Origin of the sequence: Pseudomonas sp. BN415 (assembly GCF_029871195.1) — a bacterium.
Lineage (GTDB): Bacteria > Pseudomonadota > Gammaproteobacteria > Pseudomonadales > Pseudomonadaceae > Metapseudomonas > Metapseudomonas resinovorans.
The window spans coordinates 235,604-258,822 of record NZ_SSOK01000061.1 but is presented as its reverse complement, the minus strand read 5'-3'; the positions used below and the strand labels follow the sequence as shown (position 1 = coordinate 258,822).

The 23,219-nt window shown below is 65.3% G+C and carries 23 protein-coding genes; 11 read left to right on the top strand and 12 right to left on the bottom strand.

Annotation, left to right across the window (positions count from 1 at the left end; genetic code table 11):
- Positions 1 to 158 precede the first annotated feature (158 nt).
- Positions 159 to 566 (top strand): acyl-CoA thioesterase, encoded by a 408-nt coding sequence (locus E8F20_RS19580; protein ID WP_028626933.1) that lies wholly within the window; start codon positions 159 to 161, stop codon positions 564 to 566.
- Between the two features lie 73 nt (positions 567 to 639).
- Here the strand turns inward: E8F20_RS19580 and E8F20_RS19575 are convergent, their stop codons facing one another.
- The 5 genes from E8F20_RS19575 to E8F20_RS19555 form a co-directional block, all read right to left on the bottom strand.
- Positions 640 to 1,833: an ABC transporter permease gene (locus E8F20_RS19575; RefSeq protein WP_280285224.1), complete on the bottom strand. Its 1,194-nt coding sequence runs from the start codon at positions 1,831 to 1,833 to the stop codon at positions 640 to 642.
- Positions 1,833 to 3,044: an ABC transporter permease gene (locus E8F20_RS19570; RefSeq protein ID WP_280285223.1), complete on the bottom strand. Its 1,212-nt coding sequence runs from the start codon at positions 3,042 to 3,044 to the stop codon at positions 1,833 to 1,835. The genes E8F20_RS19575 and E8F20_RS19570 overlap by 1 nt, the downstream gene beginning before the upstream one ends.
- Positions 3,044 to 3,721 (bottom strand): ABC transporter ATP-binding protein, encoded by a 678-nt coding sequence (locus E8F20_RS19565; protein ID WP_280285429.1) that lies wholly within the window; start codon positions 3,719 to 3,721, stop codon positions 3,044 to 3,046. The genes E8F20_RS19570 and E8F20_RS19565 overlap by 1 nt, the downstream gene beginning before the upstream one ends.
- 5 nt (positions 3,722 to 3,726) lie before the next feature.
- Complete coding sequence (locus tag E8F20_RS19560; protein ID WP_280285222.1) at positions 3,727 to 4,881, bottom strand: efflux RND transporter periplasmic adaptor subunit; 1,155 nt, start codon at positions 4,879 to 4,881, stop codon at positions 3,727 to 3,729.
- 356 nt (positions 4,882 to 5,237) lie between these two features.
- Positions 5,238 to 6,332 (bottom strand): TRAP transporter substrate-binding protein, encoded by a 1,095-nt coding sequence (locus tag E8F20_RS19555; RefSeq protein ID WP_280285221.1) that lies wholly within the window; start codon positions 6,330 to 6,332, stop codon positions 5,238 to 5,240.
- A 193-nt stretch (positions 6,333 to 6,525) separates the two neighbouring features.
- On the opposite strand from E8F20_RS19555, the gene E8F20_RS19550 reads away from it, so the two are divergent.
- The 3 genes from E8F20_RS19550 to E8F20_RS19540 all read left to right on the top strand — a co-directional run bounded on the left by E8F20_RS19550 (position 6,526) and on the right by E8F20_RS19540 (position 9,451).
- A complete protein-coding gene (locus tag E8F20_RS19550) occupies positions 6,526 to 7,077 on the top strand; it encodes a TRAP transporter small permease subunit (protein WP_280285220.1) in 552 nt (183 codons plus the stop codon).
- Entirely contained in the window at positions 7,070 to 8,446 is a 1,377-nt protein-coding gene (locus tag E8F20_RS19545; RefSeq protein ID WP_280285219.1) for a TRAP transporter large permease subunit, read from the top strand. The genes E8F20_RS19550 and E8F20_RS19545 overlap by 8 nt, the downstream gene beginning before the upstream one ends.
- A gap of 105 nt (positions 8,447 to 8,551) precedes the next feature.
- Complete coding sequence (locus tag E8F20_RS19540; RefSeq protein WP_280285218.1) at positions 8,552 to 9,451, top strand: D-hexose-6-phosphate mutarotase; 900 nt, start codon at positions 8,552 to 8,554, stop codon at positions 9,449 to 9,451.
- A 137-nt stretch (positions 9,452 to 9,588) separates the two neighbouring features.
- On the opposite strand, the gene E8F20_RS19535 is transcribed toward E8F20_RS19540, so the two are convergent.
- The 4 genes from E8F20_RS19535 to purE all read right to left on the bottom strand — a co-directional run bounded on the left by E8F20_RS19535 (position 9,589) and on the right by purE (position 12,138).
- Positions 9,589 to 10,122 (bottom strand): DUF3299 domain-containing protein, encoded by a 534-nt coding sequence (locus tag E8F20_RS19535; RefSeq protein WP_280285217.1) that lies wholly within the window; start codon positions 10,120 to 10,122, stop codon positions 9,589 to 9,591.
- Between the two features lie 92 nt (positions 10,123 to 10,214).
- A complete protein-coding gene (locus tag E8F20_RS19530) occupies positions 10,215 to 10,460 on the bottom strand; it encodes a GlsB/YeaQ/YmgE family stress response membrane protein (protein ID WP_028626943.1) in 246 nt (81 codons plus the stop codon).
- Positions 10,461 to 10,557: 97 nt separating this feature from the next.
- On the bottom strand, positions 10,558 to 11,643 hold the full coding sequence (locus E8F20_RS19525; RefSeq protein WP_280285215.1) for a 5-(carboxyamino)imidazole ribonucleotide synthase: 1,086 nt from the start codon (positions 11,641 to 11,643) through the stop codon (positions 10,558 to 10,560).
- Positions 11,644 to 11,646: 3 nt separating this feature from the next.
- Positions 11,647 to 12,138, bottom strand: coding sequence for a 5-(carboxyamino)imidazole ribonucleotide mutase (gene purE / locus E8F20_RS19520; RefSeq protein WP_028626945.1), 492 nt, complete (start codon positions 12,136 to 12,138; stop codon positions 11,647 to 11,649).
- A 262-nt stretch (positions 12,139 to 12,400) separates the two neighbouring features.
- Here purE and adhP point away from each other — a divergent pair, with 262 nt between their 5' ends.
- Positions 12,401 to 13,423 carry an alcohol dehydrogenase AdhP gene (gene adhP, locus E8F20_RS19515; protein ID WP_280285213.1) on the top strand — a complete coding sequence of 341 codons (1,023 nt, stop codon included), beginning with the start codon at positions 12,401 to 12,403 and terminating at the stop codon, positions 13,421 to 13,423.
- Between the two features lie 67 nt (positions 13,424 to 13,490).
- Here adhP and E8F20_RS19510 read toward each other — a convergent pair whose 3' ends face one another.
- Positions 13,491 to 14,399 carry a LysR substrate-binding domain-containing protein gene (locus E8F20_RS19510; RefSeq protein WP_028626947.1) on the bottom strand — a complete coding sequence of 303 codons (909 nt, stop codon included), beginning with the start codon at positions 14,397 to 14,399 and terminating at the stop codon, positions 13,491 to 13,493.
- A 179-nt stretch (positions 14,400 to 14,578) separates the two neighbouring features.
- Between E8F20_RS19510 and aspA the strand changes: the two genes are divergently transcribed.
- A complete protein-coding gene (aspA, locus tag E8F20_RS19505) occupies positions 14,579 to 16,003 on the top strand; it encodes an aspartate ammonia-lyase (RefSeq protein ID WP_280285211.1) in 1,425 nt (474 codons plus the stop codon).
- 121 nt (positions 16,004 to 16,124) lie between these two features.
- Here the strand turns inward: aspA and E8F20_RS19500 are convergent, their stop codons facing one another.
- Positions 16,125 to 17,588, bottom strand: coding sequence for a PLP-dependent aminotransferase family protein (locus tag E8F20_RS19500; protein WP_280285210.1), 1,464 nt, complete (start codon positions 17,586 to 17,588; stop codon positions 16,125 to 16,127).
- Positions 17,589 to 17,688: 100 nt separating this feature from the next.
- Between E8F20_RS19500 and E8F20_RS19495 the strand changes: the two genes are divergently transcribed.
- From E8F20_RS19495 to E8F20_RS19485, 3 genes are read left to right on the top strand one after another with little or no spacing between them, the layout of a single operon-like run.
- On the top strand, positions 17,689 to 18,321 hold the full coding sequence (locus E8F20_RS19495) for an FMN-binding negative transcriptional regulator (RefSeq protein ID WP_280285209.1): 633 nt from the start codon (positions 17,689 to 17,691) through the stop codon (positions 18,319 to 18,321).
- Positions 18,322 to 18,341: 20 nt separating this feature from the next.
- A complete protein-coding gene (locus tag E8F20_RS19490) occupies positions 18,342 to 18,791 on the top strand; it encodes a GNAT family N-acetyltransferase (protein WP_280285208.1) in 450 nt (149 codons plus the stop codon).
- 12 nt (positions 18,792 to 18,803) lie between these two features.
- Positions 18,804 to 19,478: a GNAT family protein gene (locus E8F20_RS19485; RefSeq protein WP_280285207.1), complete on the top strand. Its 675-nt coding sequence runs from the start codon at positions 18,804 to 18,806 to the stop codon at positions 19,476 to 19,478.
- Positions 19,479 to 19,577: 99 nt separating this feature from the next.
- Here E8F20_RS19485 and E8F20_RS19480 read toward each other — a convergent pair whose 3' ends face one another.
- A complete protein-coding gene (locus tag E8F20_RS19480; protein WP_280285206.1) occupies positions 19,578 to 20,396 on the bottom strand; it encodes a helix-turn-helix transcriptional regulator in 819 nt (272 codons plus the stop codon).
- A gap of 185 nt (positions 20,397 to 20,581) precedes the next feature.
- On the opposite strand from E8F20_RS19480, the gene E8F20_RS19475 reads away from it, so the two are divergent.
- The gene (locus tag E8F20_RS19475; protein WP_280285205.1) at positions 20,582 to 22,021 is read left to right on the top strand and encodes an alanine/glycine:cation symporter family protein; all 1,440 of its coding nucleotides are present in this window, start codon (positions 20,582 to 20,584) and stop codon (positions 22,019 to 22,021) included.
- Positions 22,022 to 22,116: 95 nt separating this feature from the next.
- Positions 22,117 to 23,100 carry an asparaginase gene (locus E8F20_RS19470; RefSeq protein WP_280285204.1) on the top strand — a complete coding sequence of 328 codons (984 nt, stop codon included), beginning with the start codon at positions 22,117 to 22,119 and terminating at the stop codon, positions 23,098 to 23,100.
- Positions 23,101 to 23,219: the final 119 nt, after the last annotated feature.

Below are 23,219 nucleotides of genomic sequence, written 5' to 3'. Positions count from 1 at the left end.
ATGCGCCACAACGGTCGTCTGGCGCCCCGCCGTACCTATATACTGCCCGCAGTTCAGCGCAGGTCGGCATGCAGTGGGTCGGCTGGCGCACAGGGAAGGAAGGGGCACCGCCCCTTTCCAGGCATTGGCGCCGCACACACGAAACAGGCAGTCCCGGCATGATCGAGATAGAAGAAGACGAGAACCTCACCCCGCAAGGCGATCTCGCCCTGCAGATCACCGCGCTCCCGCGGGAAACCAACGGCTTCGGCGACATCTATGGCGGCTGGCTGGTCTCCCAGATGGACCTGGCCGGCACCGCCATGGCCAGCAAGGTCGCCGCGGGCCGCGTGGCTACGGTGGCCATCGACCGCATGGCGTTCCTGGTGCCAGTGGCCGTGGGCGCTCAGCTCTCTTTCTATACCCAGACCCTGGAGATCGGCCGCAGCTCCATCCAGATGCTGGTGGAAGTCTGGAGCGACGACCCGCTGTCCAGCGAATGGCGCAAGGTCACCGAAGCGGTGTTCGTCTTCGTCGCCATCGACGGCAGTGGCCGCACCCGCCCGGTCCCGCCGCGTCGGGGCTGACAGGCCATCGCAGAAGGGGTCGCGCAAGCGGCCCTTTTTCGTTTCCAGGGTTCGCACCGAAACCCGAGGAACCCTACAGGCGCAATGCATCCACCGGATGCAGCTTCGCCGCGCGTCGGGCCGGCGCCAGGCCCGCAGCAATGCCCACGACGGCCGACAGCAGCAGCGCCAGCAGCACCATCGGCGGGCTCAAGTTCAGTGGTAGCCCGGGCACCATCCAGTGCAGCGCCGCCAGCAACAGCCCCACCATCGCCAGCCCCAGCACGCCCCCCAGCACCGACAGCAGCGTCGCCTCGGCGAGGAACAGCGCGAGCACTTGGCGGGGCGCTGCGCCCACGGCACGGAGCAGGCCGATTTCGGCGGTCCTTTCACCGACCGTGGTAGTCATGATGGTGAGGATGCCCACCGCACCCACCAGCAGAGAAATCCCACCCAGCGCCGCAACACCCAGGGTAATGGTGGCGAGGATGCGATTGAGGCTCCCCAGCAGGTCGCTCTGCGACGTCATGCGAAAGTCTTCGCGGCCATGGCGTTCCACCAACAGCCGACGCACGCTGTCGGCGAACGGTTCAGCCGGCGTACGCTCGTCGAACAGAACATGGATCTTTACCAGCCCTTCGCGGTTGAACAGGTTCTCTGCCCAGTCCACCGGGATGTAGGCGATGTCGTCGAGGTCAAATCCCAGCAGGTTGCCCTTGCGCTCCATCACACCGCTCACCCGGAAGCTCATGCCGCCCACCCGCACTCGCTGGCCCACCGGGTTGGCGCTGCCGAAAAGCTCCGTGCCCAGCTTTGCGCCCAGCACCACGTAAGACGGGGTGCGACCATTCCGTGACGGCGGCAGGAACTGCCCCTGGGCCATGCGCACGCGCCAGGCGGACGCCAGCTGGGAGCTGGTGCCAAGAATGTCCACCCGCCGTTGCCGCCCACCCGCCTGAATGTCGCCATTGCCCTGGATGATCGGCACCACGGCTTCGGCATGGGGCAGTCGCCCCAGGGCGTCGGCGTCAGCGATGGACAATGGTCGCGCACTGGCAAGAATCCCGCCGATGCCGCCGGTGGGCAGGGTTCCGGGGCGCACCGTGACCACTCGCGTTCCGAACTGGGCGAAGCTGTCCAGCACGCGGTCGCGCAGCCCCTCCCCCATCGCCGTGAGCAGCGCCACGGCGGCGATTCCGATGGCCACTCCGAGCAGGGTCAACAGGCTGCGCAGTGGCTGGCTGGACAAGGCCGAGCCACACAGGCCAAGGCCGTCGCGCCAGCGCATCAGAGGCTGCCTTGCGGGCGCAAGGCCTGCACCGGCACCTGAGCCGCGGCGTGGTTCGCCGGCAGCCAGGCGAAGAGCAGCGCCGCCGCCAGGGCCAGCGACGGCGCACCCAGCCGCGCCCACCAGGGTGCATACAGCGGCAAGTCACTGGCCATCCGTCCCACCCAAAGCAGCAGCTCACCCAGTGCCATCCCGCTGCCCGCTCCCAACAATGCCAATAGCGCCGCCTCGCCCAGGAACAGCAGGCGCACCTGGGCCGAGCTGGCGCCGACCGCCTTGAGCAGGCCAATCTCGGCGGTGCGTTGCAGGACTGCGATCCAGGTGACGTTCATGATCAGGATGCCGGCCACCAGCAGGCTGACGGCCGCGATGCCAGCCAGGGCCAGGGTCAGTCCACTGAGAATGCCGTCGAAAGCGGCGAGCATGGAGTCCTGGCTGAGCAGCGTGACGTCTTCCTCCCCATGGTGACGCTCGGTGAGGGTCGCCAACACCTGGCGCCGCGCGCTGTCCAGGTAGCTGGGGCCGCGGACCTCGACGAAGACGCGGTACAACCCCTCGCGGTTGAACAACCCCTCGGCGCTGGCCGTTGGGACGATCAACGCCTCGGAGAAATCCATCCCCAGAGACTCGCCGCGCTCGTCCAGAACGCCGATCACCCGGAAGCGCCGATCACCGGCGCGCAACCACTGGCCCAGCGCCGGAGAGCTGCCGAACAGCGCCTGGCGCAGACGACTGCCGATCACACAGACGTCCTCCGCCTGATCCGGCTCCAGTTCCGGCAGCGGTTGGCCCTGAGCGAGACGCAGCTGGCGAATGGCGAAGAAGGCCCGAGTGGTGCCCAGGGTCAGGGCTTCTCGATTTCGGTTGTCACGGCTGACCTCCAGTTGCCCGGCATGCAGGGGCGCCACCCGGCGCACCGCTGGCAAGCGGCCGAGGGCGGCAGCATCCGCCTGAGTCAGGGACCGCGGGGCCATGCCGGTGATGGGCGGCATACCGCCGGCGGTTTCATTGCGGCCAGGCAGGACGATAAGAATGTCGCGCCCGAGCAGCGAGAACTCCCCCAACATGTACGTCCGAACACCCTCCCCCAGACCGCTCAGCAGGGTCACGAAGAACACGCCCACGGCCATCGCCAGCAACAACATGATGCTGCGCGAGCCGTGCCCTCGCAGGGCGCCGAGCCAGAAGCGGCAGGCGTCCAGCGGGTCCATCAGGCAAGCGCTCCCTGACACCGGTCGCTGAGAATACAGCCGTCACGCATCTGTATCTGACGATGGGCGCGAGCAGCGTGCTGGGCGTCGTGGGTCACCAGGATCAGGGTGAGGCCCTCTTCATTCAGCTCTTCCAGCAGCGCCACCACCTCGGCGCCGGACTGGCTGTCGAGATTACCGGTTGGCTCGTCGGCCAACAGCAGGCGCGGCCGCATCACCATCGCGCGGGCAATGGCCACCCGCTGACGCTGGCCACCGGAGAGCTCGGCCGGGTGATGCTGCAAGCGCTCGGCCAGGCCCAGACGCTCGGCCAGATGCAGGCTGCGAAGGCGACGCTCGGCGGGCTCGACGCCGGCCAGCAGCATGGGCAGCTCGATATTCTCCAGCGCAGTCAAACGCGGGATCAGGTGAAAGGACTGGAAGACAAAACCGATCAGACGGCTACGCAGGGACGCGCGACGCTCTTCCCCCAAGCGGGCGGTGGGCTCCTCGTCAAGCCAGAACTCGCCACTGTCCGGTGCATCCAGCAGGCCGAGGATGTTCAGCAAGGTGGACTTGCCCGAGCCGGAGGCCCCGGTGATGGCCAGGTACTCGCCGTCTGCCACATCCAGGTCGAGGTGGTCGAGACCGCGCACCCGCTGGTCGCCCAGCTGGAAGCAGCGACTGACTTGATGCATGAGGATCACGGCGTCGCCTCCTCGGCCTCGCCACTGGGGCTGACCACGCTGCCATCGGCCAGGCCATCATGCTGCAGGCTGGGCAGGATACGGTCGCCGGCGTCCAGCCCATCCTTCACCTCGCTCCAGCGCCAGTTGGCCAGGCCGATCTCCACCCGCTGCTCACGCAAATGGCCATTGCTCGGGTCGTAGCGCAGCACCTTGCCGCCTTCCAGCAGGCTTTCCGTCGGCACCCGCAGGGTCTGCTCGCGTTGCGCCAGGAGGATTTCCACGTCGGCGCTGTAGCCGCTGAGCAGGAGCAGGTCTGGCGGCACCCGCTCGAACTTCACCTCCACGTCCACAGTGCGCGCCTGTTTTTCCAGCTCACGAACGAAGGGCGCGATGCGGCTCACCCGTCCTTCGAAACTGCGTCCGCGGAACGCATCCAAAGTGATGCGCACGGGCATGCCGGGGCGCACCATGGCCGCATCCACCTCATCTATGGGCGCCTCGACAAAGAGGCACTGGTCATCGATCAGATCCACGGCCGGCGGTGTCGGGATGCCCGGCGGCGACGGGGTCACCACCTCCCCGAGTTCGCCGTTGATTTCGGCAACTATTCCGGCAAACGGCGCCCGCAGGGTGGCCTGGTCCAACTGCGCCAGCTGCAGGTCGAGGCTGGCCACGGCCTCGCGGATCTTCGCCTCGCCGCCACTGCACAGCAGCTGCGACAACCGCGCGCGAGTGGTGCTCTGGTCCAGCAGGTCCTGGGAGGCCAGGTTGCGCTCGGCCAGACGCTCAAGGCGCTGCTGATCGCGCTGGTCCTGGCTGGCCTGGCGGCAGCTCTGCTCGCGCAGGTTGCGCTGGGCATCGAGCCGTGCACGGGCTTCTTCCACTCGCGCGAGCAAGTCATCCTGGCGCAGGCGCATCAACACATCGCCAGCCTGCACCCGCTGACCGGCATGAATCAGCAATTCGCTGACCTGCCCTCCCGTCTTGAATGACAGATGCGCACGTCGACACGCTTTCACCGTGCCCGCCCGGGTATTGGCCACCAGGGTTTCCACCTCGCCCTTGGCCACCTCCACCAGTTGAACCGGGACCGGGTCGGGACGCGCCCAGAAACCAACCATCATCGCCAGGGAAGCGAAAATAGGAATAATTATCAGTAGCTTGCGCATGGCCGCAACTCCACTTGCCAGCAGGTAATGCAGAGTCTAGGTCGAGATGGAGAAGCCTCTTTTCGGGGAGCTGGAAGCACCAAGCCCCGAGGGCGGGGAAAAAATCCAGCCGATTCAAGGCGTGAGGAAAGCCGCGAAGTCGGAGGAGGGTCGAAAGGCGGCACAGGACGTGCGACTACCCGTTGGAATAAGCCGATGAAAGGGCCCGCAACGGGTCTTTCGGGAAAAAGATCAGCCGAGAAAATCCAGTGATATCAAGAGCGACGCGATGCCAATTCAGGAGAACCCGGCCCGCGTCGTAAAAATGACGAACCATTAAAAGCAGGGCCGGCAGCCAATGGCCACCGGCCTGGACGTCAGCCGCGGATGTTGTAGATCAGCTTCTCGCTTTCCTCGGCGTAGGCGAGCATGCGCTGCAGGTAGGCTTTCTGCTGCTGCCACACCTTGCTCGCCGCCGGATCAGCCGCGGCACTGGCCTCGACTACCTCGGCGGCCACTTCCTTGAGCCTGGCCAGAACCGGCTCCGGCAGGCGACGAACTTCGACACCCTCGGCCTTGAGCTTCTCCATGGCCTCCATGTTGCGCGCGTTGTAGTCATCCAGCATGTCACCGTTCACATCGCGGGCGGCTGCGCGGACGATGGCCTTGAGGTCAGCTGGCAGGGTTTCCCAGGCCTTGAGGTTGACGTCCAGTTCGAAGGTCACGTTGGGCTCCTGCCAACCCGGGGTGTAGTAGTACTTGGCAGCCTTGTGCAGGCCCAGGGCCAGATCGTTGTATGGGCCAATCCACTCGGTAGCGTCGATGGCGCCAGTCTGCAGCGCGGTGAAGATCTCGCCCGCCGGCAGATTGACCACGGTGCCCCCCATCTTCGTCAGCACTTCGCCCCCCAGGCCCGGGGTCCGCATCTTCAGGCCATTGAAGTCCTCGACGCTGTTGATTTCCTTGTTGAACCAGCCGGCGGTCTGTACGCCGGTGGCGCCGCACGCCATGGGCAGCACACCGAAGGGCTTGTACACCTCTTCCCAGAGCTCGATACCACCGCCCTTGTGCAGCCAGGCATTCATCTCCTGGGCGTTGGGGCCGAAGGGCAGCGCGCAGAAGAACTGCGCGGCGGGTACCTTGCCCTTCCAGTAGTAGGGCGCGCCGTGCCCCATCTCGGCGGTGCCACGGGATACGGCATCGAACACTTCCAGTGCCGGAACCAGTTCACCGGCGGCGTAGACCTTGATCTTCAGCCGGCCGCTGCTCATTTCCTCCACCAACTTGGCGAAGCGCTCGGCACCCACGCCCACGCCAGGGAAGTTCTTCGGCCAGGAGGTGACCATTTTCCAGTTGAAGGTCTGCGCCTCAGCCTGCGGTCCGCCGGCGGCCTGCTCCTTCTTGTCACAACCGGCTAACGCTGCGGCCGCAAGGCCCACCCCGGCCGCGGCGATGATTTCACGACGTTTCATGCTGTTTCTCCTTGTTCTTGTTGTGGTCGTTGCGGATCGTGCATGACGCCCAACAGATTGCCTGAAGGCAAGCGCCAAATCAGCAACCAGCCTAGCTTGCTGGACTAAAGTTGTAGCGTCCTGTGCAAGCTTTTGCCGACCTGCTAGAACGTTCAGCGTCTCGTCCCTCTTCCAATAACGACAAGGACCTGCAATGACCGCAAAGACACCCGCCTTGCTGGGCGTAGCGCACTTTCTAGACGCGCTCAACGCCCGATTCGGCCAGGCCTGCGCCTGGCTCACGCTCTTCCTCGTGCTCGGTACCGCGATCGTGGTGGTGCTGCGCTACGGTTTCGGCATCGGCGCCATCGCCCTGCAGGAATCGGTGATGTACGCCCACGCACTGGTGTTCATGGGGGCCGCGGCCTGGACCCTGCACCGCAACGCCCATGTCCGTGTCGACATCTTCTACCAGAAGTTCTCCGGCCGCCGCCGCGCCGTCGTGGACATGCTGGGCACCCTGTTCTTCCTGATCCCGGTTTGCCTCTACCTGGGCTGGAACAGCTGGGACTACGTCAGCGCCTCCTGGTCGACCCTGGAGCGCTCCAGCGAGTCCGGCGGCCTGCCTCTGGTGTACCTGCAGAAGAGCATCATCCTCGTGTTGGTGGTGAGCCTGCTGCTGCAGGGGCTGTCCATTCTGATCAAGTGCGGCTACCTGGCCAGCGGGCGGATCATCGACGCAGACGGGGAGGTGAAGCATGGCTGAGGTCATGGCAATCCTCCTCTTCGTCAGCATTTGCGTCGCGCTGATGGCCGGCTACCCGGTCGCTTTCACACTGGGCGGCATGGCGCTGATCTTTTCCGGCATCGGCGTACTCACCGGCACCTTCGATCCAAGCTTTCTCCATGCCCTGCCGAATCGCACTTTCGGCATCATGAACAACCAGACCCTGCTCGCCGTGCCGCTGTTCGTGTTCATGGGGGTCATGCTGGAGAAAAGCCGCGTCGCGGAGGACCTGCTGGAATCCATGTCGCGATTGTTCGGCACCCTGCGCGGCGGCCTGGCGATTTCCGTCTGCGTAGTGGGCACCCTGCTCGCCGCCAGCACCGGCATCGTCGGCGCCACGGTGGTGACCATGGGCCTGCTGGCACTGCCCACCATGCTGCGACGCAATTACGATCCGGCCATCGCCACCGGGACCCTGGCCGCCACCGGCACCCTTGGTCAGATCATCCCGCCCTCCATCATCCTGGTGCTGCTGGGCGACGTGATGTCCAGCGCCTACCAGCAGGCGCAGCTGAAAATGGGCATCTACTCGCCGAAGACCGTCTCGGTGGGCGATCTCTTCGTCGGCGCGCTGATCCCCGGACTCGTGCTGGTGGGGATGTACATCCTCTACCTGGTAGCCGTGGCCATCCTGCAGCCTAAGAAGCTGCCGGCCTTGCCCAAGGAAGAGCTGGGCCCGATCGAGTGGGGCAAACTGGCCAAGGCACTGATCCCGCCACTGGCGCTGATCGCCGCGGTGCTCGGTTCGATCCTGGCCGGTCTCGCCACCCCCACCGAGGCTGCCGCACTGGGCGCTGTGGGCGCCATGCTGCTGGCCCTGGCCAAGGGCAAGCTCAGCCTGCCGCAACTGCGCGAAGTGGCCTTCGGCACCACCGAGATCACCTCCATGGTGTTCCTGATCCTGATCGGCGCCTCGCTGTTCTCGTTGGTGTTCCGCGGCTTCGGCGGCGAAGTGCTGATCGAAGACATGTTCGCGATGCTGCCCGGCGGCGTGCTTGGCGCGTTCTTCGTGGTGATGCTGGTGATCTTCCTGCTGGGCTTCATCCTCGACTTCATCGAGATCACCTTCGTGGTGGTGCCCATCGTCGGCCCAGTGCTGCTGGCCATGGGACTGGACCCGGTATGGCTCGGGGTGATGATCGCCCTTAACCTGCAAACCTCCTTCCTCACCCCACCCTTCGGCTTCTCGCTGTTCTACCTGCGCGGGGTGACACCCCCCTCGGTGCCCACCAGCACCATGTACCGTGGCGTGGTGCCCTTCATCCTCATCCAGTTGCTGATGCTGGTGATCGCCTACCTGTTCCCGCAGTTGATCACCTGGTTGCCCGAGCAGCTCTACGGCAGCTGATGCCCCTACAAGACGCCCGTCCATGACGGGCGTCTGCGCCTTGGCCCTTGGAAAAACCGCCCTGGCGCGCTCCAATGGAGCCAATGCCCCACGGAGGAACTCCAGATGTCCAGTCCCCTGGTTGAACGTATCGAACTCGACGAACTCACCTGCTGGCGAGTACGCACCGAAGACGCCGAATTGCAGGTGGCGCAGCAAGGCGCGCAGATCCTTGGCTACCAGCGCGACGGCGAGCCGCCGCTGATCTGGCTCAGCAACCAGGCGGCCTACCAGAAGGGCAAGGCTGTGCGCGGCGGCGTGCCGGTGTGCTGGCCCTGGTTCGGCGACCTGCGGCGCAATCCGGCCGAGGTACAGGGCATGCACGAAGGCGGCCCACTCTGCCCGGCCCACGGACTGGTGCGTGAACTGGATTGGGAGCTGCTGAACATCGACACCGACGGCCCGACCGTCCACATGGCCTTTGCCGTCGACAGCCGCAGTCCGTTGCTCCCCGGCTGGCCCCACGCCGCAAAGCTACATTTGGACATCCGGCTCGGCGAAGCCCTGCAGGTGAGCCTCTCCAACCACAACCTCGGCGATACCCCGCTGGCCATCAGCCAGGCGCTGCACAGTTACTTCGCCATCAGCGATGTTCGCGAAGTGGAAGTGGAAGGCCTGGACGGCTGCCCCTACATCGAGACCCTGGAAGACTGGCAACTGCGCAAGCAGCAAGGAAGTCTCGCGTTCTCCAGCGAAACGGACCGCATCTACCTCAAAACGCCAAGCCGCATGAGCATCCTCGACCGCGCCTGGAAGCGCCGGATCCAGCTTGATGTCGAAGGTTCTGCCTCGGCGGTGGTGTGGAATCCCTGGATCGACAAGGCCAGGCGCCTGTCCCAGTTCGCCGAAGACGCCTGGCAAGGCATGCTCTGCATCGAGACGGCCCGGGTGATGGACGACATCCTGATGCTCAAGCCCGGCGAAGAGCAGCGCATGGTGCTCAACATCGCCAGCAAACCGCTCTGACCCTATAGAAGGGCGAATTCAGTCGCCTAGGCTCAAGGCAGATATTCCGTAGGATGGGTAGAGCCCGCGAAACCCATCTACCGGGGTCCGCACGAGTTTCGTTCCTCGACCCATCCCACGAATTTCGCCTCGTCGACCTATAGGTCGCTCTCTTCCACCAGCCGCACGCTGCCGGCATCCATGGCATAGGCGGCATCAGCCAGATCATTGCTGACCTGCTCGACCTTCAGGATGCCGTCGACCCAGATGGGCGCGTAGATATCGTCGAGCTGGATGCCCTTGGGGTAGCGCACCAGCACGATCTGGTTTGGCGGCGGCGGCGGGACGTGGATGCAGGCGCCGGGGTAAGGCACCAGGAAGAACAGCGTGCTGCGCCCCTGGGCATCGCTTTCCAGCGGCACCGGGTAGCCGCCGATGTGGATCTGCTTGCCATTCAGGGCGGCCACCGTCTTGGCCGAATACATCACCGCCGGCAGGTCCTTCTGCTGCTTGAGGCCGCCTTTCTGGCCGAAGGCGCCATCGGCCTCGGGGCTGTCGTGGCTGATCTCCGGCATCTCCTCCAGGGCCTTGCGGTCCTCGGGTGGCATCAGCTCCAACCAGTCGGTTTCGGGGAGTTCGGCACGGGCGAAGGTGCAGCAGAACAGCAGGAGCAGACAGGCGAGACGGTGCATGGGAGGACTCGTAAAAGCGTGGGGCCAGAACATCGGGCGCTAAGACTAACCGCGCGGCCTGGCGGTTCCCAGCCCCACCGACAGCCGACACGCTAGCTTTTCTTGACGATGCCGTAGATCACCAGCAGCACCACCGCGCCCACCACCGCGCCGATGAAGCCCGCGACCTGTCCAGCCTGGTAAATGCCCACTGCTTGACCGCCATAGGTGGCCAGCAGCGAACCGCCAACACCGATCAGGATCGTCATGATCCAGCCCATGCTGTCGTCGCCGGGCTTGATGAAGCGTGCAATCAGACCAACGATCAGTCCGATGATAATGGTGCCGATGATGCCCATGTCATGCCCTCCGAAGGTAGTTGAGGCATGCCTGAGCCTAGATGGACGGCTGCTTTCCCGCCATCGACCGCCCCATTGCGGGGCGGTCGTGGGTGCATCAGGCCTGGTCGATCAGCGCTTCGACTGCCGCGATCTGGCGATCGAGAGTGGCGCGATCAGCGCAGCGCAGGGTGGCGTGACCCACCTTGCGGCCCGCCTTGAAGGCCTTGCCATAGTGATGCAGGTGGCAGTCGGCGATGGAAATCACCTTATCCACGGCCGGCACTTCGCCGATGAAGTTGAGCATGGCGCTCTCGCCCAGCTTGGCGGTCGAGCCCAGCGGCAGGCCGGCGACGGCGCGCAGGTGGTTCTCGAACTGGCTGCACTCGGCGCCTTCGATGGTCCAGTGGCCGGAGTTGTGCACGCGCGGGGCGATTTCGTTGGCCTTCAGGCCGCCGTCCACTTCGAAGAACTCGAAGGCCAGCACGCCGACGTAGTCCAGCGTGGTCAACACACGGCTGACGTAGTCCTCAGCCAGGGCCTGCAGCGGATGCTCGCTGCTGGCGATGGACAGGCGCAGGATGCCGTTCTCGTGGGTGTTGTGCACCAGCGGGTAGAAGCGGGTCTCGCCGTCACGGGCGCGTACCGCCACCAGGGACACTTCGCCGGTGAAGGGTACGAAGCCTTCGAGGATGCAGGGCACGCTGCCCAGTTCGGCGAAGGCGCCCGTCACGTCCTCGGGCTTGCGCAGAACCTTCTGGCCCTTACCGTCGTAACCCAGGGTGCGGGTCTTGAGCACGGCCGGCAGGCCAATGCTGGCGGCAGCGGCGTCGAGATCGGACTGGGACTGGATATCCGCGAAATCTGGAGTGGGGATGCCGAGGTCCTTGAACATCGACTTCTCGAACCAACGGTCGCGGGCGATGCGCAGCGCTTCAGCGCTGGGGTACACCGGCACGAACTGCGAGAGGAAAGCCACGGTTTCGGCCGGCACGCTCTCGAACTCGAAGGTCACCAGATCCACTTCATCGGCCAGCTGGCGCAGATGATCCTGATCGCCGTAGTCGGCGCGGATGTGTTCGCCGAGGGCCTGAGCGCAGGCATCCGGCGCCGGGTCGAGGAAGGCGAAGTTCATGCCCAGCGGAGTGCCCGCCAGGGCCATCATGCGACCCAACTGGCCGCCACCGATAACGCCGATCTTCATGGGTCAGGCCTCACGCGGGTCCGGGTTGTCCAGGACCATGTCGGTCTGCTCGCGACGGAAGTCCTTCAGCGCAACGTGGTACTTCGGGTACTTGCCGCCGAGGATGCTGGCCGCCAGCAGGGCCGCGTTGATCGCACCGGCCTTGCCGATGGCCAGGGTGGCAACCGGAATGCCAGCGGGCATCTGCACGATGGACAGCAGGGAGTCGACGCCCGAGAGCATGGACGACTGCACCGGCACGCCGAGTACCGGCAGGTGGGTCTTGGCGGCGCACATGCCCGGCAGGTGGGCGGCACCGCCGGCACCGGCGATGATCACCTCGATGCCACGGCCTTCGGCCTCTTCGGCGTACTGGAACAAGAGGTCCGGCGTGCGGTGGGCGGAAACCACCTTCACTTCATAAGGGATGCCCAGCTTGTCCAGCATCTCGGTGGTGTGGCTAAGGGTGCTCCAATCGGACTTGGAGCCCATGATCACGCCTACCAGTGCGCTCATCGTCGTGCCTCGTCAATGGTCGAAAAACCAACAAGCCACGCGATGGCGTGGCTTGTTATGCGAAGGGGGCCGTGCTGCGGGGCGCGCTGCCGGCCGAAGGCCGCGCAGTATAACGCAAAGCCACGCCCGGCGTGCATTTGCCCTTACCGCTCGTCCAGAGTCCCGCACCCTCCCCGGCCGATGCGGCTAAACCTTGCTCCAGGGCAATGCCGGCGCCCACCCGCCACGCAGAATCGGAAACCCTACCAAGGAGGTGCACCCCATGAACCAGACCATGAAAGCGGCGGTAGTCCATGCCTTTGGCGAGCCATTGCGTATAGAGGAAGTGAAGGTTCCCCTGCCCGGCCCCGGGCAGATCCTGGTGAAGATCGAAGCCTCGGGCGTCTGCCATACCGACCTGCACGCCGCCGAAGGCGACTGGCCGGTAAAGCCGAGCTTGCCTTTCATTCCGGGCCATGAAGGCGTTGGTCATGTGGCTGCGGTGGGCGCGGGCGTCACCCGTATCAAGGAAGGCGACCGCGTTGGCGTGCCCTGGCTCTACACCGCCTGCGGCTGCTGCGAACACTGCCTGACCGGCTGGGAAACCCTCTGCGAAAGCCAGCAGAACACCGGTTATTCGGTGAACGGTGGTTATGCCGAGTACGTACTGGCTGACCCGAACTACGTCGGAATCCTACCGAAAAACGTCGAACTTGCCGAGATCGCGCCCATTCTTTGCGCGGGCGTCACTGTCTACAAGGGCCTGAAGGTGACAGGTGCGCGGCCCGGCCAATGGGTGGCGATATCCGGCATCGGCGGCCTCGGCCACGTCGCTGTGCAATACGCCCGCGCCATGGGCCTGCACGTGGCAGCCATCGATGTCGACGACGCCAAACTGGAACTTGCGCGCAAGCTGGGCGCCAGCCTGACCATCAATGCCCGCAGCGAAAACCCTGCCGAAGTGATCCAGCGCGATATAGGCGGCGCCCACGGCGTGCTGGTTACCGCCGTTTCGAACAGCGCCTTCGGCCAGGCCATCGGCATGGCCCGGCGCCGCGGCACCGTAGCCCTGGTGGGCTTGCCGCCGGGCGACTTCCCCACGCCGATCTTCGATGTGGTGCTCAAAGCCATCAGCATCACCGGCTCCATCGTCGGTACCCGCGCCGACCTGCAGGAAGCGCTGGATTTCGCCGGCGAAGGCCTGGTGAAAGCCACCATCCACCGCGACAAGCTGGACAACATCAACGCCATCTTCGACCAGATGCGCGCCGGCAAGATCGAAGGGCGCATCGTGGTCGAGGTCTAGGCGATCGAACCTGTAGGAGCCAGCTTGCTGGCGAATGCGCCGGCAGGGTTCGCGAGCAAGCTCGCTCCTACACTTCCCCACCCACGCCACCTTCCAGCTTGCGCCAGAGCAGCCGCACCGCAGCCTTGCGCACCAGGGCGCAACGGTACAGGCGGATTTCCAGTGGCACATGCCACTGGCTGCCCCCACAAACCACCAGATCCCCACGGGCCAGCTCGGCCTGGGCGCTGAAGCGCGGCACCCAGGCCACGCCCAACCCTTGCAGCGCCATGCTCTTCAGACTGTCGGCCATGGCCGTTTCGTATACGGTGGTGGAACGCAGCGCGCGCTGACGCAGGAGGATGTTCACCGAGCGACCGAGGAAGGCGCCGGCGCTGTAGGCCAGTAGCGGCACGCTCTGTCCGCTGTCCAGCTCGTAGAGCGGCTTACCGTCGGCATCTACGGCGCAGACGGGCAGCATCTCGGTCCGCCCCAGGTGCATGGAGGGGAAGATCTCCGGGTCCATCTGCAATGCCGCATCCGGATCGTAGAACGCCAGGATCAGGTCGCATCCGCCCTCACGCAGCGAGTGCACCGCCTCGCCCACGTTGGTGGCGATCAGCCGGCTGGCGATGTTCAAGCCATCGGCCCGCAGCCGGGCGATCCACTGTGGAAAGAAGCCCAGCGCCAGGGAATGTGCGGCGGCGAACTGCAACACCTCGCCCTGCTGGCCTTCGAGGTGGTGCAGGTGGCGGACCACATCGCCCAGTTGCTCCACCATGCTGCGCGCGGTGACCAGGAACAGCTGCCCGGACTCGGTCAGCTCGATGGGGGTGCGCGAGCGGTTGACCAGCGTCAGCCCCAGCGCCGCCTCCAGACTGCGGATGCGTCGGCTGAAGGCCGGCTGGGTGACGAAACGCCGCTCGGCGGCCTGGGAAAAGCTGCGGGTACTGGCCAGGGCGACGAAGTCTTCCAGCCATTTGGTTTCCAGGTTCATCGTGAGTTTCCAGGATGCTCGATTTTGGTGCACACGCTCGCAGGCGAACCCGCGTCACTCGTACATTATGCCGATTGTGCATGACCCAGCGAATAACAGCATTGGCCGAAAAACAGCTAGAAGCCTAGATTATTGGGCATCGCGGCACTGGCCGTGTTCCCCCAGAGATGAATCGCATCATGTCCTCCGCTGCATCCTTCCGCATCGAAAAAGACCTGCTCGGCACCCTCGAAGTTTCTTCCGACGCCTACTACGGCATCCAGACGCTGCGTGCGGTCCACAACTTCCGCCTGTCCGGTGTGCCGCTGTCGCACTACCCAAAGCTGGTCGTCGCCCTGGCCATGGTCAAGCAGGCCGCTGCCGATGCCAACAAGGAGCTCGGTCACCTCAGTGCCGAGAAGCACGCGGCCATCAGCGAAGCCTGTGCTCGCCTGATCCGCGGTGATTTCCACGACCAGTTCGTGGTGGACATGATCCAGGGTGGTGCCGGTACCTCCACCAACATGAACGCCAACGAGGTGATCGCCAACATCGCCCTCGAAGCCATGGGCAAGCAGAAGGGTGAGTACAAGTACCTGCACCCGAACAACGACGTGAACATGGCGCAGTCGACCAACGACGCTTACCCCACTGCCATTCGCCTCGGTCTGCTGCTGGGCCACGACGCCCTGCTGGCGAGCCTCGATAGCCTGATCCAGTCCTTCGCCGCCAAGGGTGAAGAGTTCGCCCACGTGCTTAAGATGGGCCGCACCCAGCTGCAGGACGCGGTGCCCATGACCCTGGGCCAGGAATTCCGCGCCTTTGCCACTACCCTGGGTGAAGACCTCGACCGCCTGCGCCGCCTGGCGCCAGAGCTGCTGACCGAGGTGAACCTGGGCGGCACCGCCATCGGCACCGGCATCAATGCCGACCCGCGCTACCAGGCCCTGGCCGTCCAGCGCCTCGCCGCCATCAGCGGCCAGCCGGTCGTACCGGCCGCCGACCTGATCGAAGCCACCTCCGACATGGGCGCCTTCGTACTGTTCTCCGGCATGCTCAAGCGCACTGCGGTCAAGCTGTCGAAGATCTGCAACGACCTGCGCTTGCTCTCCAGCGGCCCGCGTACCGGCATCAACGAAATCAACCTGCCGCCGCGCCAGCCGGGCAGCTCGATCATGCCGGGCAAGGTCAACCCGGTGATCCCGGAGGCGGTCAACCAGGTGGCCTTCGAAGTCATCGGCAACGACCTGGCCCTAACCCTGGCAGCCGAAGGCGGCCAACTGCAGCTGAACGTGATGGAGCCGCTGATCGCCTACAAGATCTTCGACTCGATCCGCCTGCTGCAACGCGCCATGGACATGCTGCGCGAGCACTGCATCAATGGCATCACCGCCAACGAAGAGCATTGCCGCCGCCTGATGGAGAACTCCATCGGCCTGATCACCGCGCTGAACCCGTATATCGGTTACGAAAACGCCACCCGCATCGCCAAGCAGGCCCTGGAAACCGGTCGCGGCGTGCTGGAGCTGGTGCGTGAGGAGAAGCTGCTGGACGAGTCCATGCTGGCCGACATCCTCCGCCCGGAAAACATGATCGCCCCGCGCCTTGTGCCGCTGAAGGCCTGATCAGGCAAACGAACTCACCAGGAGGGGCCTCGCCCCTTCATCCTTCGAGGATGGCGCCAGCCATCCTTTTTTTGCCTGTGGAAAAGTGCCCCAAACCCCATCCTAAGCAGCAATATCCGGGCTACAGATACCACGCCTTGCGCAGCGTGCGGATGGCCTCGGCGATCTGCGCTTCCGGTACGGCGGCGAAGCCCAGCAACAGCCCGGCGCGGTTATCCACAGGCTCGGCACTGGTCTCCAACCAATATTCGCTGAGCCCGTTCATCTCCACTCCGACTGCACGGGCGGCGTCCACCAGCTGGCGCTCGCGCGCCAGGCTGTCCACCCGCACACACAGGTGCAAGCCGGCATCCACCGGCGGCATGGGGGCGCAGCCGGGAATGGATTCGGGCCAGTCGCGCAGCAAAGCATCGCGACGGGCACGGGCAGCCAGACGCATGCGCCGTACATGCCGCTGGAAGTGCCCGGCGGCGATGAACTCGGCCATCACCGCCTGGGTGCCGATCTCCGAATGGCGCATGTCCAGCGCACGGCGCTGGGCGAAAGATTCGGCCAACGCCGGTGGCAGCACCATGTAGCCCAGGCGCAGCGCCGGAAAGGTGATCTTGCAGAAGGTGCCGACGTAGATCACCCGCCCCTGCCGGTCCAGCGCAGCCAGGGGCGCCAGCGGGGTTCCGCTGTAGCGGTACTCGCCGTCGTAGTCGTCTTCGACTATCCAGCCATCGCGGTGCTCGGCCCACTCCAGCAGTTCCAGGCGCCGCGCCAGCGACAGGGTCACGCCCGTGGGGTACTGGTGCGATGGAGTGACATAGACCAGCCGGCAGTCTTCCACCCGCGTCAGCGCGGTGCTGTCCAGGCCATCGTTATCCACAGGCACGCCGCACAACTCGGCCCCCGCCACGGCAAAGGCATGGCCGGCGGCACGATAGCCGGGATTCTCGATGGCCACGCGATCGCCGGGCTGCACCAGCAGCTGGGCGCAGAGGCTGATGGCCTGCTGGGCACCACAGGTGATCACCACCTGCGCCGGGTCGCAGGACAGCCCGCGACTGCTGCGCAGGTAGGCGGCCACCAGCTCGCGCAGCGCCCAGTCCCCCGCTGGATCGCCATAACCCAGGCGCGCCGGCGATGGCTTGCGCCAGAAGCGCGCCTGCAGCCGCGCCCAGGTTTCGAAGGGGAACAGGTCAAAGGCCGGCACGCCGATGCGGAACGCCCGTGGTGCGCCCGTCACCGGCGGCGGCAGATGGTGGCTCTGCAACCGCTGCAGCGCCGGCCCCGGCTCCGGTCCGGCCGGCGGCTGGGGAACGGGCCGTGCTGTGGATAACTCCGCCACATAGGTGCCATCGCCCACGCGCCCTTCCACGTAGCCCTCGGCGTAGAGCTGGTCGAAAGCGCGAGTCACGGTATTGCGCGAGATACCCAGCAGCGCTGCCAGGTCGCGGGTGGCCGGCAAGCGCGTGCGGCTGCCCAGGCGGCCATCGAGAATGCGCTCGCGCAGGGCTTGGTAGAGCTGGCGCGCCAGTCCCTGGCCGGGGTCGAGGCGGATGCCGGAAAGGTCGACGGGAAGCGGTGGCGTGGCAGGCATGTTAGGCCTCGGATTGGCTCTATCGAACTGACAGGAAATGGCTCTTACAACAGACCAATATCCTGCCTAGCATGAAGCCATTCCGCCAGGAGAAGTCTTCATGTACATCCCTTCATCCTTCCGCCAGAACGACCTCACCCAGCTCCATGCCCAGATGCAGGCCACTCGCCTCGCCGTGCTCACCAGTTCGGGCAGCCAAGGCCTGCAGGCCAGCCACCTGCCCCTGCTGCTGGAGCCCGGTGAAGGGGAGTTCGGCACCCTCTATGGTCACTTCGCTCGCGCCAACCCGCACTGGCGCGACCTCGCCGAAGGCGCCGAAACGCTGGTGGTATTTTCCGGCCCGGATGCTTACGTCACCCCCAGTTGGTACCCGGCCAAGGCCGAGCACGGCAAGGTGGTGCCCACCTGGAACTACATCGCCGTGCATGCCTGGGGCCAGGCGGAAGTATTCGACGCCCCCGAGCGCCTGTTGCAGTTGGTCAGCCGCCTCAGCGACCGCCACGAATCCGGTCGCCCGCAGCCCTGGGCGGTGGATGAAGCCCCCCGCGAGTACCTCGACAGCATGCTCCGCGCCATCGTCGGCTTCGCCCTGCCGATCCGTCGTCTGGAGGGCAAATGGAAGCTCGGCCAGAACCGCCCGGCCGCCGACCAGGCCGGGGTACGCGAAGGCCTGGCCGCATCGGGCAATCCGCGCGACCTTGAACTGGCCGCGCGCATGACCGCTATCGACTGATCCACTACAGGAAGGAACCCATGTCCGCATCGCTTGAAATCCGCCCGGTCAGCGCCGCCGACCACGCCGTCTGGCTGCCGCTCTGGCAGGGCTACCAGCGCTTCTACAAAACCGAGATCGCCGCCGAAACCACCGCCGTTACCTGGCAGCGTTTCCTCGACGTGACCGAACCGATGCATGCCGCCCTGGCCTGGCAAGACGGCAAGGCCGTGGGCATGGTGCACTTCATCTACCACCGCAGTTGCTGGACCACCGGCGACTACTGCTACCTGCAGGACCTGTATGTAGCCGAGGGCCTGCGCGGCAGCGGTATTGGCCGCCAACTGATCGAACACGTTTATGCACAGGCACGTGCCGCTGGCGCCTCGCGGGTGCATTGGCTGACCCACGAAACCAACACGGACGCCATGCAGCTCTACGACCGCATCGCCGACCGTTCCGGCTTCGTCCAGTACCGCAAGATCCTCTGACCGGAGAGCATCATGAGCCCCCAAGACCTGAGCCACTGGCTACCCCGCCCTGCCCCCGACCATACCCCGCTGCTAGGCCGCTTCGTACGCCTGGAGGCGCTGGACGCCACACGCCACGGCGATGACCTCTGGGAAGCCCTACAAGGCCCCGACCCGGCGCTCTGGGATTACTTGCCCTACGGCCCCTTTGCCAGCCGCGAGCCCTTCGACGCCTGGCTAGCCGGCAATGCCGAGAGCCGCGATCCGCTTTTCTACACCGTGATCGACCAGGCCAGCGGCCGCGCGCTGGGCCTGCTCAGCTACTTGCGCATCGCGCCCAAGGACGGCGCCATCGAGATCGGCCACATCGCTTTCGGCAAGGCCATGCAGCGTACGCCGGGCTCCACAGAGGCGGTCTGGCTGCTGGCCCGGCATGCCTTCGACGACCTCGGCTACCGCCGCCTGGAATGGAAGTGCAACGCCAGCAACGCCCGTTCCATGCGCGCCGCCGAGCGCCTGGGTTTCATCTACGAAGGGCTGTTCCGCCAGCACATGATCGTCAAGGGCCAGAACCGCGACACCGCCTGGTTCTCCATCATTGATGGCGACTGGCCGACGTGCCGCGAGGCCTTCGAGCGCTGGCTGGCTGTGGATAACTTCGATGGCGAGGGGCGCCAGCGCCAATCGCTGGAAGGGCTCAGGAGTTAAGCCAGTCCTTAGGGTGGCTGGCGCTTTTCCATCCACCGGCGCAGTCCAGCCGAACCCCGATGGCGGACCCGTGGAGCGTGGCCCACCCTACCGCTATCTTCACTCGATCTCGAACAACCCGTTCTTGAGCGGCGCCACATCCAGGCGCTGGCGCACGTCATCGTCGATGCGCGGATCGTCCGGGCGGTAGAGCTTCACCTGACGGTAGGCGGCGACGCGGTTGATTTCCGGACCCAGGTATTCCCAGACCACGCGGGTGCAGGCCGGGTTACGGCGGTCGCCGCTGGAGACGCCGGTCTTCAGGCCATTGAGGCGGGTGATACGGCTCTTGTAGCTGGGGATGAGGATGGTCTGGCTCATCTCGTTCAGCGTGAGCGACTCGAAGTCCACCAGGAAAAGCCGGTCTTGCAACTGGAAGGCCGCGCCCAGGTAACGGCAGCGCACCCAGTCTTCGGCCTGAACGTCGACACTGCCGACGCGCTCCTGGCGCTCCTGGCGCTCGAAGAGGAAGTTGCCGTCGTCTTCCCACAGGCGCACCAGGGAAACCAGGACCGTGCCAGGCACCGACATGCAGTTGGAGTATTCGAAGTAGAAACCGCAATAGCGCGACAGGTTGCCGGACTGCTCGCGCAAGGGGGCGAGCAGTTCCATCAGCGGGTCGGAGCGGCCGTCACCCTCCTGGCCGACCGGGCGGGTGCCCAGCAATCGGGCGAACTGTTCGGGCGGCAGGCCCAGTTCGTAGTCCTCGACGCCGAAGAAATCGCAGATGCGTTTGAGGTTGTAGGCCGTCGGCCGGCTCTGGCCATTGAGGTATTTGTTGAACTGCGCCCGATTGATGCCCAGCTTGCGGCAAACCTCCGCAATAGAGCGGTAGTGGCTGCACAGAAGTTTCAAATTGTTGCCGAGATACTCTGCCATGCTACCGCCCGAGTGGATGCGACTGGCGCGATTATAGCGCCAACTCGCGCCAATTAGGTGCAACCTGCGAAATTGCCCCGTGCCTTTCCTTGCACAAACATGCGCAACCCTCCCAGCAAAGCGGCGCTCCCGTCCTGGCCGCTGCGCTGATTGCCAACAACAACAACTGGATCAGGTGAATCGCCATGCTCGATTTCCTCAATGACCTCCTCTGGAGCAAATTGCTGATCGTAGTCCTCGTCGGACTCGGTCTTTTCTTTTCCATCAGCTCCCGTTTTGTCCAGTTCCGCTACTTCAGCGACATGTTCCGCATCTTCGGCCAGGCGCTGCAGCGCAAGGAAGGCCAACTGAGCGGCTTCCAGGCCCTGATGCTGTCGGTTGCCGGCCGCGTGGGCGCAGGCAACATCGCCGGTGTCGCGGTCGCCATCATGCTCGGCGGCCCGGGCGCGGTGTTCTGGATGTGGGTCGTGGCGCTGCTCGGCATGGCGACCAGCTACTTCGAGTGCTCCCTGGCCCAGCTCTACAAGCGTCGCGAAGCCGATGGCACCTACCGTGGCGGCCCGGCCTTCTACATCCTGCATGGTCTCGGCCAGCGCTGGCTGGCGGTGATCTTCTCGATCCTGCTGCTGGTGACCTTCGGCTTCGGTTTCAACGCCGTGCAGTCCTTCACCGTGGCCACCTCGCTGCATGACACATTCGGTCTGCCGACCTGGATCAGCGGAGTCGCCCTGGTGGGTGTTATCGGCCTGATCGTTTTCGGTGGCATCAAGCGCATCGCCGCGATGGCTGACGTCCTCGTGCCGATCATGGCGGGTACCTACATCCTGATGGCGCTGGTGGTAATCGGCATGAACTTCACCGAAGTGCCGGCGACCCTGGCCCTGATCGTGAAGAGTGCCTTTGGCCTGGAGCCTGCTTTTGCCGGCGGCGTGGGTGCAGCCATCCTGATGGGTGTGAAGCGCGGCCTGTTCTCCAACGAAGCGGGCCTGGGCAGTGCGCCCAACGTAGCCGCCGTGGCCGAGGTCAAACACCCGGCTGCCCAGGGCATCGTGCAGTCCCTCAGCGTGTTCATCGACACCCTGCTGGTGTGCACCAGCACCGCACTGATCATCCTGCTCTCCGGCGTGTACCAGCCGGGCAGCGAGATGGCCGGCGTCGTGCTGACGCAGACCGCCCTGGCGGCGGAAGTCGGCGAGTGGGGTCGCATCTTCGTGAGCGTGGCGCTGCTGCTCTTCGTGTTCACCACCCTGGTGTACAACTACTACCTGGGCGAGAACGCGCTAAGCTTCTTCAGCACCAAGCGCATCCTGCTCCAGGCCTACCGCGTGCTGGTCATGGCCCTGGTGCTGTGGGGTTCCATGCAGGACCTGTCCACCGTGTTCGGCTTCGCCGACGTGACCATGGGTCTGCTGGCCCTGGTGAACCTGGTGGCCATCGCGCTTCTGTTCAAGATCGGCATGCGCCTGATGCACGACTACGACGCCCAGATTAAGGCCGGCGTGGAAGAGCCGGTGTTCGACGCCAGCAAGTTCGCCGACCTGGACATCGACCATGACGCCTGGAACAAAAAGGCGGAGACCTCCAGTGTCGAAGCGGCAGGCAAACTGGCTCAGAGCCACCGCTGATTCGCTGTACCGGCAAGACCTGGTGCCGCTCCTCCGCTGACGCGGGGAGCGGCACTGTCGTATCTGCACCCTGATATTCCGAGTTATCCAGACCCATGAATGCTGTGAAGAACCTCTTCGTGCTCTACACCGGCGGCACCATCGGCATGCTGCAGACTCCCGAAGGCCTGGCCCCGGCCAGCGGCTTCGAAGCGCGCATGCGCGAGCAGCTGGACAGCCAGGGAACGGCAATGGAGTGGCACTTCAAGGAAATGTTGCCGCTGATCGACAGCGCCAATATGCGCCAGGCCAACTGGCTGGCCATGCGTGATGCCATCGTCGACGCGGTGGAACGCGGCCACGATGGCGTGCTGCTGCTGCACGGCACCGACACCCTGGCCTACAGCGCGGCGGCCCTCAGCTTCCTGCTGCTTGGCCTGTCGGTACCGGTGGTACTGACTGGCGCCATGCTGCCAGCCGGCAGCGAAGGCAGCGATGCCTGGCCGAACCTGCTGGGTGCCATCAACGCGCTGCAGGCAAGAGTCGCCCCCGGCGTGCACCTCTTCTTCAATGGCGAACTGATGCATGGCGCCCGCACCAGCAAGTTGCGCTCGGAGGCCTTCGACGCCTTCGCCGAGCTGCCGCGCCCCCGCGACGGCGAGCGCGCCGGAACCCTTCCAGCCGGCCTCGATTACCGCACCCCTCGCCAGCCGGTGAACCTCGCCGTACTGCCGCTGTTCCCCGGCCTTGCGGCCAGCCATGTGGACGCGCTGCTCGGCAGCGGTGTGCAAGGCCTGGTGGTGGAATGCTACGGCAGCGGTACCGGCCCGTCGGACGACAAGGCCCTACTGGACGTCCTGCGTGCCGCCCACCAGCGCGGAGTAGTGCTGGCCGCCACCAGCCAGTGCCCGGCCGGGCATGTGCAGGCGGGCGTCTACGCAGCCGGCAGCCAACTGCTGGCCACCGGCTTGGTACCTGCCGGCGGCATGACCCGCGAGGCGGCGCTGGGCAAGCTGTTCGCCCTGCTCGGTGCCGGGCTCGGTCAGGCAGAGGTAGAGCGGTGGTTTGCCGTGGACCTTTGCGGGGAAATGGCGGACTGAGCACAGGGCGGGAAGTGCTCAGCTGAATTTCGATGGTGGACCGATGAAGCGTGGTCCACCCTACGAAAGCCTGCCCGAAACAACAAATTCGCCTTAGGGTGGATGGCGCTCTTCCCTTC

Excerpts from the sequence above, each read along its gene's own strand:
- E8F20_RS19535 (WP_280285217.1), bottom strand. The coding sequence starts at position 10,122 with ATGCACCGTCTCGCCTGTCTGCTCCTGCTGTTCTGCTGCACCTTCGCC.
- E8F20_RS19480 (WP_280285206.1), bottom strand. The coding sequence starts at position 20,396 with ATGGCAGAGTATCTCGGCAACAATTTGAAACTTCTGTGCAGCCACTAC.
- E8F20_RS19560 (WP_280285222.1), bottom strand. The coding sequence starts at position 4,881 with ATGCGCAAGCTACTGATAATTATTCCTATTTTCGCTTCCCTGGCGATG.
- E8F20_RS19550 (WP_280285220.1), top strand. The coding sequence starts at position 6,526 with ATGACCGCAAAGACACCCGCCTTGCTGGGCGTAGCGCACTTTCTAGAC.
- E8F20_RS19510 (WP_028626947.1), bottom strand. The coding sequence starts at position 14,399 with ATGAACCTGGAAACCAAATGGCTGGAAGACTTCGTCGCCCTGGCCAGT.
- E8F20_RS19570 (WP_280285223.1), bottom strand. The coding sequence starts at position 3,044 with ATGGACCCGCTGGACGCCTGCCGCTTCTGGCTCGGCGCCCTGCGAGGG.
- E8F20_RS19470 (WP_280285204.1), top strand. The coding sequence starts at position 22,117 with ATGAATGCTGTGAAGAACCTCTTCGTGCTCTACACCGGCGGCACCATC.
- adhP (WP_280285213.1), top strand. The coding sequence starts at position 12,401 with ATGAACCAGACCATGAAAGCGGCGGTAGTCCATGCCTTTGGCGAGCCA.
- purE (WP_028626945.1), bottom strand. The coding sequence starts at position 12,138 with ATGAGCGCACTGGTAGGCGTGATCATGGGCTCCAAGTCCGATTGGAGC.
- E8F20_RS19475 (WP_280285205.1), top strand. The coding sequence starts at position 20,582 with ATGCTCGATTTCCTCAATGACCTCCTCTGGAGCAAATTGCTGATCGTA.
- E8F20_RS19565 (WP_280285429.1), bottom strand. The coding sequence starts at position 3,721 with ATGCATCAAGTCAGTCGCTGCTTCCAGCTGGGCGACCAGCGGGTGCGC.
- E8F20_RS19575 (WP_280285224.1), bottom strand. The coding sequence starts at position 1,833 with ATGCGCTGGCGCGACGGCCTTGGCCTGTGTGGCTCGGCCTTGTCCAGC.
- E8F20_RS19525 (WP_280285215.1), bottom strand. The coding sequence starts at position 11,643 with ATGAAGATCGGCGTTATCGGTGGCGGCCAGTTGGGTCGCATGATGGCC.
- E8F20_RS19500 (WP_280285210.1), bottom strand. The coding sequence starts at position 17,588 with ATGCCTGCCACGCCACCGCTTCCCGTCGACCTTTCCGGCATCCGCCTC.
- E8F20_RS19545 (WP_280285219.1), top strand. The coding sequence starts at position 7,070 with ATGGCTGAGGTCATGGCAATCCTCCTCTTCGTCAGCATTTGCGTCGCG.
- aspA (WP_280285211.1), top strand. The coding sequence starts at position 14,579 with ATGTCCTCCGCTGCATCCTTCCGCATCGAAAAAGACCTGCTCGGCACC.
- E8F20_RS19490 (WP_280285208.1), top strand. The coding sequence starts at position 18,342 with ATGTCCGCATCGCTTGAAATCCGCCCGGTCAGCGCCGCCGACCACGCC.
- E8F20_RS19580 (WP_028626933.1), top strand. The coding sequence starts at position 159 with ATGATCGAGATAGAAGAAGACGAGAACCTCACCCCGCAAGGCGATCTC.
- E8F20_RS19530 (WP_028626943.1), bottom strand. The coding sequence starts at position 10,460 with ATGGGCATCATCGGCACCATTATCATCGGACTGATCGTTGGTCTGATT.
- E8F20_RS19555 (WP_280285221.1), bottom strand. The coding sequence starts at position 6,332 with ATGAAACGTCGTGAAATCATCGCCGCGGCCGGGGTGGGCCTTGCGGCC.
- E8F20_RS19495 (WP_280285209.1), top strand. The coding sequence starts at position 17,689 with ATGTACATCCCTTCATCCTTCCGCCAGAACGACCTCACCCAGCTCCAT.
- E8F20_RS19485 (WP_280285207.1), top strand. The coding sequence starts at position 18,804 with ATGAGCCCCCAAGACCTGAGCCACTGGCTACCCCGCCCTGCCCCCGAC.
- E8F20_RS19540 (WP_280285218.1), top strand. The coding sequence starts at position 8,552 with ATGTCCAGTCCCCTGGTTGAACGTATCGAACTCGACGAACTCACCTGC.